9 protein-coding genes are annotated in these 9,829 nt (G+C 42.0%); 5 read left to right on the forward strand and 4 right to left on the reverse strand.

What is annotated here, in order from left to right; translation table 11 throughout:
• Both RIM23_RS00470 and RIM23_RS00475 read left to right on the forward strand, forming a co-directional pair.
• A partial coding sequence (locus RIM23_RS00470; RefSeq protein WP_446363504.1) for an RNA-guided endonuclease InsQ/TnpB family protein occupies positions 1–576 on the forward strand: 576 nt, incomplete at its 5' end.
• Positions 573–1,808, forward strand: coding sequence for a DUF445 domain-containing protein (locus RIM23_RS00475; RefSeq protein WP_446363506.1), 1,236 nt, complete (start codon positions 573–575; stop codon positions 1,806–1,808). The genes RIM23_RS00470 and RIM23_RS00475, both read left to right, overlap by 4 nt.
• Before the next feature lie 126 nt (positions 1,809–1,934).
• Here RIM23_RS00475 and RIM23_RS00480 read toward each other — a convergent pair whose 3' ends face one another.
• Positions 1,935–2,771 carry a retropepsin-like aspartic protease family protein gene (locus tag RIM23_RS00480; RefSeq protein WP_446363508.1) on the reverse strand — a complete coding sequence of 279 codons (837 nt, stop codon included), beginning with the start codon at positions 2,769–2,771 and terminating at the stop codon, positions 1,935–1,937.
• Between the two features lie 174 nt (positions 2,772–2,945).
• Positions 2,946–3,479, reverse strand: a complete 534-nt coding sequence (locus RIM23_RS00485; RefSeq protein WP_446363510.1) for a retropepsin-like aspartic protease family protein — start codon at positions 3,477–3,479, stop codon at positions 2,946–2,948.
• A 331-nt stretch (positions 3,480–3,810) separates the two neighbouring features.
• Here RIM23_RS00485 and RIM23_RS00490 point away from each other — a divergent pair, with 331 nt between their 5' ends.
• The 3 genes from RIM23_RS00490 to RIM23_RS00500 are packed head-to-tail and all read left to right on the forward strand — an operon-like array spanning position 3,811 to position 8,807.
• On the forward strand, positions 3,811–7,050 hold the full coding sequence (locus RIM23_RS00490; protein WP_446363512.1) for a response regulator: 3,240 nt from the start codon (positions 3,811–3,813) through the stop codon (positions 7,048–7,050).
• A complete protein-coding gene (locus RIM23_RS00495; protein ID WP_446363514.1) occupies positions 7,016–8,428 on the forward strand; it encodes an adenylate/guanylate cyclase domain-containing protein in 1,413 nt (470 codons plus the stop codon). Before RIM23_RS00490 ends, RIM23_RS00495 begins: the two co-directional genes overlap by 35 nt.
• 1 nt (position 8,429) lies before the next feature.
• Entirely contained in the window at positions 8,430–8,807 is a 378-nt protein-coding gene (locus tag RIM23_RS00500; RefSeq protein WP_446337122.1) for a response regulator transcription factor, read from the forward strand.
• 259 nt (positions 8,808–9,066) lie between these two features.
• On the opposite strand, the gene RIM23_RS00505 is transcribed toward RIM23_RS00500, so the two are convergent.
• Together RIM23_RS00505 and RIM23_RS00510 are read right to left on the reverse strand one after the other, a co-directional pair.
• Positions 9,067–9,519, reverse strand: coding sequence for a RidA family protein (locus RIM23_RS00505; protein WP_446363516.1), 453 nt, complete (start codon positions 9,517–9,519; stop codon positions 9,067–9,069).
• Between the two features lie 130 nt (positions 9,520–9,649).
• The coding region (locus RIM23_RS00510) for a hypothetical protein (RefSeq protein ID WP_446363518.1) at positions 9,650–9,829 on the reverse strand (180 nt) is incomplete at its 5' end.

The raw sequence follows: 9,829 nt of genomic DNA on the forward strand, positions 1-9,829 counted from the left end.
AAGGTCAAAGGTTCAACCGGACGCCGTAAAGCAAGGGGCCAATATTCCAAGAAACACTTAAGAGTAAGTAGGCAACGTACCGAACACGCCAAAAGACTGGCGCGTCACGTTTGCAAGTCTAACGACTTAGTAGCCTATGAAAACTTAAGGGTCGCCAATATGCTTAAAAATCACTGTCTGGCTAAGTCAATTGCTGATGCTAGCTGGTATCAGTTTAGACAGTGGCTAGAGCATTTCGCCGCCAAGTTTGGAAGATTAGCTATTGCCGTTCCACCCCAGTACACATCTGTTGAATGCAGTCAGTGCAAAGTGATTGTGAAAAAATCTCTCAGCACAAGAACCCACGTTTGTAAGTGTGGATTGATTCTGCAAAGAGATTGGAACGCGGCGATAAAGATTTTGCTCAAGGCAAAATCTAGGGGAGGGCATCCCCAAAGTAACGCTGTAGGAGTTGAAGCCTCTACGCTACTTGGCGCAAGCCTGGTAGAGCAAGTTTTGACGTTGAATACAGAATCCCACGCGCTCTATCGCCGTGGGAGTGTCAACCGTTCTGTATTACGCCGATTGCTGTTTTGAATTTATCGAACCTGTGGCTGCTATTCTTGCCTCCAATCGCAGGGGGAATTATTGGCTATTTCACCAATGATTTAGCCATTAAAATGCTATTCCGTCCCTACCGCCCTATTTATATCGGTAAGCGGCGGTTGCCATTTACACCCGGTTTAATTCCCCATAACCAGGAACGCTTGGCGAAACGGGTAGCCGATACAATTATGGGTTCTTTGTTAACCCCCTCGGAGATGCAACGACTAGCACGGCGTCTACTGCATCGGGAACGGGTGCGTGGGGCAATTCTGTGGATGCTCAATCTGACATTGGAACAAGTCCAGTTGGATAAGGAACAGAAAACGGCTAAGATTCTCGCGGCTATCCTCCACGACTTATTGGGAGAATCCCTACCACGCTTGCTGAAAGTTTTATCCCGTCGTGAGGATTTTTTAGAAGCCCAGCTTAACCAAATTTTTGACCAGATTTTGCTGGAGTTTCAACTGAATGATCAACAAGCGCAACAGCTTTCGCAGTGGATTATCCAAGTGGCATTACCCCCTGATGTTTTGCGTCAAGGGATTATTGATTTCTTAACGGATCGCAATATCCAAGTCATTGATGAAGGGTTTCGCGAGAAGACAAGCGGCACTTATTGGATTGTCGCCAATTTATTTGGGCTACGTAATACTCTAACCCGTTTGCGAACCTATTGCTTAGACGAGAAAGAGGAAAGCAATGCGCGTCTCTTAGAATTGTTGACGGCTTTGGGCGCCCGTGAGCGGTTACAGTTATGGCTGCAAAGTCTATCTCTACAAAATTTGCCCGTGTCTACGGTGCGACAGTTACGCAAAACTATGCGAGATGCGGTTCGCACTTATATTCGAGAGCGGGGCAGCGACTTTTTGCAGGGTTTAAGTCAATCCATTGACTGGGAAAAGGTGGCGGTATTAATCTTAAATCGATTGCGAGAGTCGGCAATTATGACTAGCTCAATGGAACTGATTAGTCAAGAACTGGCATTAGTTTTGGAGCGTTATCTAGAAGAAGATTTAGAAAAATTGGTAACTGAGATTATTCCGATTTTATCAATTGATCAGGTCATTGTCGAGCGGGTAAGAGGTACGTCGCCGGAATCCTTGGAAGTTGCCGTTAAAGTGATTGTCAAAAATGAATTACAAGCGATTGTTAATTTAGGCGGGATTTTGGGTGTAATTATCGGACTATTTCAGACGGGATTACTCCTATTCAGGGGATTTTGAGTCATTCGGCACCATTGTAGAGACGTTGCATGCAACGTCTCTACATAAATGATGTGTCCTAACCGCTATGGCAGTTGCTATAATTAAGAATTCTGGATAAGTCATAAGTCAATAAATCATAAAAAATTATGAACGTTTGCGAAATTCAATCACATCATCTTTGATCGTGATGTCATAGCCGTCAAAGAAGTCATGTCCCAAGAGTCCAACAGGCATTGATGGCGGTGCGATCGCGACCTCGATCTTTCGTTTCAGGCGACCATCAACTTCCATGGACTCCAGGATCGCTACTGGCATTTGGACAATCGCACCGTCTGCTACACCCATCTGAGTGATTCCGACAGGTTTTAAATTCAACGTGGACGCGATCTCTTGGGTGATGAGGGTATTAGTCGCCCCTGTATCAAACAGCATGCTAAATTGCCGCTTGTCATTAAAGGTCACTTCGATAATTGGAATACCCCGAAGTTTGCCTTTAATCGGCACCGAGAAAAACTGGGGACTATTATCACCTTGTTTTGGTTTAGGCGGTGGCGGTGTGGAGCGCTGTTTGGCATCCGCTAGCAGGTTCTGGTATTGAGATAGCTTTTGTTGGGCGGTTGAGTGGTTTTTACTCGAAGCCGGTACAGCTTTTAATAACTGAATCGCTTCTTGCCAACGATTTGCCACTAATGTCCAATCCTCCCGACTCACCGCCGATTGACTAATCGTAACCGCACTTGTCGCTACATCAATGGCTTCTTCATAGGTGTCCGATTCAGGAGGTGGGGGCGGTAGGGGTATTGACGCTTGCGGTTTTGGGGAGACAGAAGCAGAAGGGGTGGACACCGGACTGGCGGCTTGAGTCGGAGTAGGACTCGAAACACTCTCCGCCTCACTCTTACTACATGCACTATTGAGTAGGGTTAATGTACTCAATAAAGCGATCCAGACGCTACGACTCCAGAAAGATTGCCACATCATCGGTCATTTGTCCTGTGTCATTGGTCATTTGTTAAATAATTATCGCACTCAAAACTTGGTTAGGGCAGGTTTTGTCCAAACTTTACCATCAATAGCCTTGTAGAAAGTCCCTAAACCCACTCCTACAAACCATGTCCTTGAGCCAAGGGGAGGATCAAAACTCAAAACTCCTTTCTACCGATATCTAAGTTCGATGACATTTTCTTTAATGGTCACATCATAGATACCAAAAAATCCTTGTCCTAATAGTCCGATATCGAGGTATTGATTAATCGTCACCTCCGGATTCGTGACTTCAATACCCCCGACGGCGACAGAATTAACGCGACCTCGCGGAACTTCAACTTGACCACCCGCAGTGGAGGTGGTGACGACACCTTGTGGAGTAACGTTTAAGACTTGTGCCATTGGGGGGGTAATCGCAATCCCGGAAGCACCTGTATCGAAGAGCATTTCAAAGCGGCGGTTGCCATTAAATTGGACATCAACGACCGGAATCCCAGACATCCGGCGTTTGATGGGAACTTGAATCACCGAAGGTGTACTGCTACCACTACCACACAGGTGACCCAGATCGATGACATTGCCATTGCTGTCTTCCAAGTAGCAGGGCAAATCACTCTGGGAATGGGAGACAGAGGTAAATGAGACAATTCCTGCGATCGCGAGGAGTATAAATAAGATTTGGCGGGATAAATAGCGTTTCATAGTAGTCTTGCGCCCAGTTCGGCAGCCGTCGTTGTCAGTAGTCCAATCTTCTATTCCTTAATTTAACCCACGACAGGGGGACACGTCCTCAGTTCAGCTCATCTAAGGGGTTGTCAGGGAACAGGGAACAGGCAATACGTAATTGACCTGCGTCTTAGCTGACCCATATTTTAGCGATGACGAGAGTGAAATAGATTGAACAGGTCACTCATCCGGATATTTCATCAAGATGATGTAGATATTAATGAATTTTCCTGATTCTTTGTGGTTAAAAAATTCTTTCTAAAAAAACATCAGAATTGTCTGTCTTAAACTTTTACCTAATTTTAAAATGGCTTTTCCTATCTTTATTAGGCAACAATCTATCACCCGGCGAACGCTGGTAAATGTAGCCTTGAGAATGGCTGGAGTTATCGTTTTATTAACGACTTGGAGTTACTTTCACACTTTATCCTTTATTGAATCTGAAGCATTAGAACGGGTCAAAAAATATGTAGAGGAACGAGGGGGACGAGAACGTATTCTATCTTCTATCGCTGTAGACAATCATACTCTACTCAAGCAAGAATTAATAAAACAACTTCAAGAACCGAATTCTAACTCCTACAGTGAATTTAATCAGCTCTTCCTCCAATGGTCTGATGGTGTTATCCGCAATCGACCTCCAGATCAGCCTCCGGAGAAGTTTGACACCCTTGAGCAGGCGGGGGTTTATATTGATAAAAACCTGGTCATCGACGCCGAGGTTCGACAGCGAGTCCTTACCTTTTACAACTTAACCACAACTTATGGTGCAGTATGGCATCATCGTTTTATCAATACCTATATTACCAGCCCTGATAATATTATCGCGATCTATTGGCCCAGAACGCCTTGGGTGCAACGAGCTTCTACTGAGCTCAATCTCCAAGACGAGGAAAAAGCCTATTATGGCAAAACGCAACCGAATGCAGCGTCAAAGACGGTATGGACAGGACTTTACTACGATCCTCAGGCTAAAGATTGGCTCGTCTCTGTGAAAACGCCTGTTAACTTAGACGGTGAACATATCGCCACAATTGGACATGATGTGACTCTAAATCAACTGATGGAGCGCATGATTGAGGATAACATCGAGGGCGGTTATAATATCCTTTTTAGCGGGGATGGTCGTCTGATTCTTCATCCAGATAAAATTGATGAAATCAAACAAAAAAAAGGAACCTTCAATGTTTTAGAATCCGATGACACTCATTTACAACGTATTTTTCAATTGGTAAAACAGAGAAACTCTAATCAATCTATTATTGAAAATACCAAAGACAATGAGTACTTGGCTATCGCCAAAATTGATGAACCAGATTGGTATTTAGTCACAGTTTTCCCCCAGTCAATCTTAGCCAAGCCAGCCTGGAACACAGCCGGATTTATTCTGGGGTTAGGAATTTTAGCACTTGTCATTGAACTATTAGTCCTCTATTTTGTCCTGCGTCGCCAAGTTACTGATCCCTTAATTGAGTTGATGGGAGCAACTGAACGAATTGCTGCTGGCGATTTGAATATTCAACTGGATGATACTCGAAAAGATGAGTTAGGACGTTTAGCCAATCTATTTAACTCAATGGCGATTAAAGTTTACGTCCGTGAGCAATTCTTAAAACAAGCTGAATCGGAAGCGAAGCGCTTACAAAAAACCGAAGCCGATACCAGGCAGCGGGTTGAAAGTATTAATCAAATTCTCGAAGGTAGAGTCGAAGAACGAACCGCTCATTTAACTGCTATTATTAATAATTTAGTCGATGGTTTACTTGTTACCGATACCCAAGGAAAAATATCCCAGTTTAATCCCGCTCTCTTAAGAATGTTAGGGTTAGGAGAACTCGATATTACAGATAAAAATGGTCAAGATGTATTAAGCCTTAAGTTAGTGGAATTAATTACCCAAACCCAGAACCACCATCGGGAAGTCTTTACCGCAGAAATTGAGCTAGCGGAGGGACGTGTTGGTAAAGCTGTAGCCACGGCTATTGATAAAGTGTCCTCGGCTGATGGTGCAGTTGAGGAGTTTCTTGGATCGGTTATTATGATCCGAGATATCACTGTTGAAAAAGAAGTGGATCAGATGAAAACGGATTTTATCTCTACCGTTTCTCATGAACTGAGAACACCGCTGACTTCTGTACTGGGATTTACTAAAATTATCAAGAAAAAACTTGAAGAGGTAATCTTCACTCAAATCCAGACCGAAAATAATAAAATTCAACGCACGGTTCGCCAAGTGAAAGATAATGTGAATATTATTGTATCTGAAGGAGAACGATTGACTGCATTAATTAATGATGTTCTTGATATTGCTAAAATGGAGGCAGGAAAAGTTGATTGGAACATGCAGCCGTTGTTGGTCAAAGATATCATTGAACGGGCAATAGCCGCGACAAGCTCTTTATTTGAGGATAAACAAATACAATTTATTAAAAATGTAGATAGCAATCTACCGGAAATTTCTGGAGATAAAGACAGACTGATTCAAGTCCTAATTAATTTAATTTCTAATGCTGTTAAGTTTACTGAAAAAGGTTCGATAACTTGCCGTGCTAGAAAAAGGCATAGTGAAATTATTATTAGTATTATTGACACGGGTATGGGTATTTCGCCTGCCGATCAGCCTAAAGTTTTTGAGAAATTTAAGCAAGTCGGCGATACACTAACTGACAAGCCGAAAGGAACAGGTCTAGGATTACCCATTTGCAAGCAAATTGTCGAACATCATGGCGGCAGAATTTGGGTTGAAAGTGAGCTAGAAAAAGGAAGTAAGTTTTCTTTTACACTTCCTATCCATGCTGATTTACCCGTTCAAGTGAATATGATGGATATGGATACGTTAGTTAAGCAGCTTCAACGCACCGTCACCACCCAACCCTCATCAACTAAAAACACTGCTAATAAAACTGTACTCGTTGTCGATAATGAAGCATTAATTCGTCAACTCTTGCGACAAGAACTAGAGTCACGGGGATATCAAGTCCGGGAAGCTAAAGATGGTTTAGAAGCGATCACACTCATCAAGCAAGAACGACCAGATCTTATCACCCTAGATGTAATGATGCCGGAAATGAATGGCTTTGATGTTGCCGCCGTATTAAAAAATGACCCATCAACAATGGATATTCCAATTATTATTTTATCCATTATTGAAGACCACGAACGAGGATATCGGTTAGGAATAGATAAATATATCACTAAACCATTTGAATCAGAACAGTTGCTTCAGGAAATCGACTGTTTAATCGCTCAAGGAAGTTCAAAAAAGAAAATATTAGTGATTGATGAAAATATCTCCACTGTTAAAACTCTAGCTGATATTTTAACCACCCGAGGATATAATGTGATTGAAGTCTTTGAGGGAGAGGATTTTAAAGAAAAAGCCATTGCAGTCAAGCCAGATATGATCATTGTGAATTCTGAGCTATCTGAACGATATAATATTGTTAAAACCCTACGATTTGAGAAAGGTCTGGAGAATGTCTTTTTTCTCCTATTAGCGAATGAAAAACCCGATGGTTACTATCAGTCTAAAGAAGTTGCTGAATAAAAAAGATGTTTTATCTCTGCTCAAAGAGATGAGTTCTGCTATGGAGACACCCATTCTGATTCAGGATACCCAAGGTCGTCTCCTTTTCGGTGAAGCAACCCAAGCGGAACTGGAAAACTATCCGGTAAAACTTGCTAATGATATTATTGGTTGGATCAGAGGTAGCGAAAAAGCATCATCCTTAGCATCTTTACTGAGTTATATTGCTAATAAAGAGCTTCAAGAAAAAATGTTGGCAAGGGAAACCTTGGATAAATATAAAGAAATTAACTTGCTTTATAATATCTCAGGAAGGTTAACAGCTTGCCTCGATCTCAAACAAGTTGCTAATCTGATTATTGATGAAGCCACCCGATTAATTAAAGCTACTAGTGGTTCACTCATGTTATTAAATTCAGACACGAGTGAGTTTGAGTTAATCGCCGCCATTGGTCAAGAATATGACCCAAAAGCACCCTTGGCTTTGGGAAAAGGAATCGCGGGTCATTTAATCTTGACGGGTAAAGCTGAAATTATTAATAATGTACAATCGGATATTCGATTTATTGAAGGTTATAATCAAATTTATTCTCTGATTTGCGCTCCCTTAAAAACTAAAGATGGTATAATTGGAGTAATTAATATTAGCCATCAAGAGCCGATTAACTATACGGCGGGTGATTTAAAGCTATTGACTGCCCTCGCCTCCCAAGCAGCATCTGCCATTGAAAATGCGATTTTGCATGAACAAAAACTAAAAGAAGAGCGGATCAAAAGTAATCTTGAACGTTATGTATCCGCTAAAGTAGTTGAGGCAATTTTGGAAGAAAAAGATGATTTTTCCTTCGAGCCAGCTAAACGAGATATTGCTATTTTATTTTCAGATATTAGAAACTTTACTACTAAATGCGAAGAATTACCTCCGGAATTAATTGTCGAATACTTGAATGAGTATTTTACCCACATGGTTGATGTAATTTTTAGCCATGGCGGAACTGTAAATAAGTTTGTGGGTGATATGATTGTGGCAATGTTTGGCGCTCCCTCTCGGTTAGTTTATAGTGAGCAAGGCGCGATTAAAACGGCGATTGAAATGCAAAAGCGGATAAAAAAAATCCCTGTCCATTGGATTCGACAAAATTTTATCACCGGAATTGGTATCAGTTCTGGGGAAGTGATTGTCGGTAATGTTGGCTCTCCTCAGCACATGGACTATACCGCCATTGGTGATAAGGTCAATATTGCCTCTCGCTTACAATCAATTGCCAAAGGGGAACAAATTTTGGTGTGTCGCAGTGTCTATGAAGTTACCCATAATCTGTTTAAGTTTAAGGAAGTTGGCACGGTTCAAGTTAAGGGCAAGAAAAAACCCGTAGATGTGTTTGAAGTGATCTATTAATATGAACAAAAAAGTCCTGATTGTTGATGACGAACCACACATTCGCCTGTTAATGGCACAAACCTTAGAAGAGTTGGAAGACGAAGGGGTAGAAATCCTGATTGCTGAAAATGGTGAAGAGGCGATTGAAACCATTAAGACTGAAAAACCTGATCTAGTTTTCCTGGATGTGATGATGCCTAAAATGAATGGTTTTGATGTTTGTTATGCGGTTAAAAATAACCTGGATATCAAAGATGTCTATATTATTATGCTAACCGCAAAGGGGCAAGAGTTTGACAAAGAAAAAGGTCAACAAGTCGGCGCAGATTTGTATATGACTAAGCCTTTTGATCCCGATGAAGTCGTCGAAAAATCCTGGGAAGTTCTGGGGTTGTGAAATCAATTTTGATTGGATTATTTCCCTGGGATAGTTAATAAGGTTTCCGGGCAGAAAGTCAGGGCGTGTTTAATCTAATTTGATGGCTTAGTTTTATACCCAGAACCCGTAGGGGCGCACCGACGTGCGCCCACCGCGCCCACCAACACGGTGTAGATTGCCCAGAATTGGGGCGGGTTTAGTTGCATCTCCTGTGAAGTCAAAAAGGATAATCGTAAAACCCGCCCCTACAGAACACTTGACTTTTATTAAATTTATTTCATCGCAGTGCTGTACATTTTATTTCTACGATGAGTCTAGGGTCAGATAAAGCGGTTACACCAACCTTTGTCCAAGTCGGATATTTATGAATGAAATACCGATCTTTTACTTCCATAAAAAGTAACAAATGGGGAATGATTAACGATTGTGATCCTGAATCTATATTCGACGCATTTTCCCCTGGAACGGAAGCGGAAGTTGTGACATGATAGGTCACCATTTCTACAACATCCTCAAAGGTTACGCCTGCGGTTAAAAGAACTTTATTGACATTTTCAAACGCCTGGACAAACTGAGCTTCTATCCCCTCAACCACCTGTAAATTTTCGTCGCGACCCACTTGACCGGAGACATAAACGGTATTTCCGATTCTAATACCCGGACAATAGTGATACTTGTCATAGAGGATTTCCATACCCGTGGGAATAATGACTTCGCGAGTCACGACCATAACTAATCTCCTTTGGTAGACAATTATGCCAATACTCTACCTCTAAACCTGGGGATAATCAGGGTAGCTTTTAGATTTTGAAGCTGGGATTTTAGAGTTTAGAACTATTGCTGCTTGATTAATTGTCTAACTAATTCAGCCAAATGGGAACAACGTGACATCCTCCTACACCGTAATCTTGATTCGGTGTAGGCTTCCAAGCCTCACGACTTAGCTTTCCTGCTTGTTCCCTTACGGGGTTTCGCCACTTGCCTAGACGAAGTTCCCTTCGTCCCCAGTAGACCGACTTCACAGGCAGTTTCCATTCCTG

The organism is Coleofasciculus sp. G3-WIS-01 (assembly GCF_040223135.1).
Taxonomy (GTDB): Bacteria; Cyanobacteriota; Cyanobacteriia; order Cyanobacteriales; family Coleofasciculaceae; genus Coleofasciculus.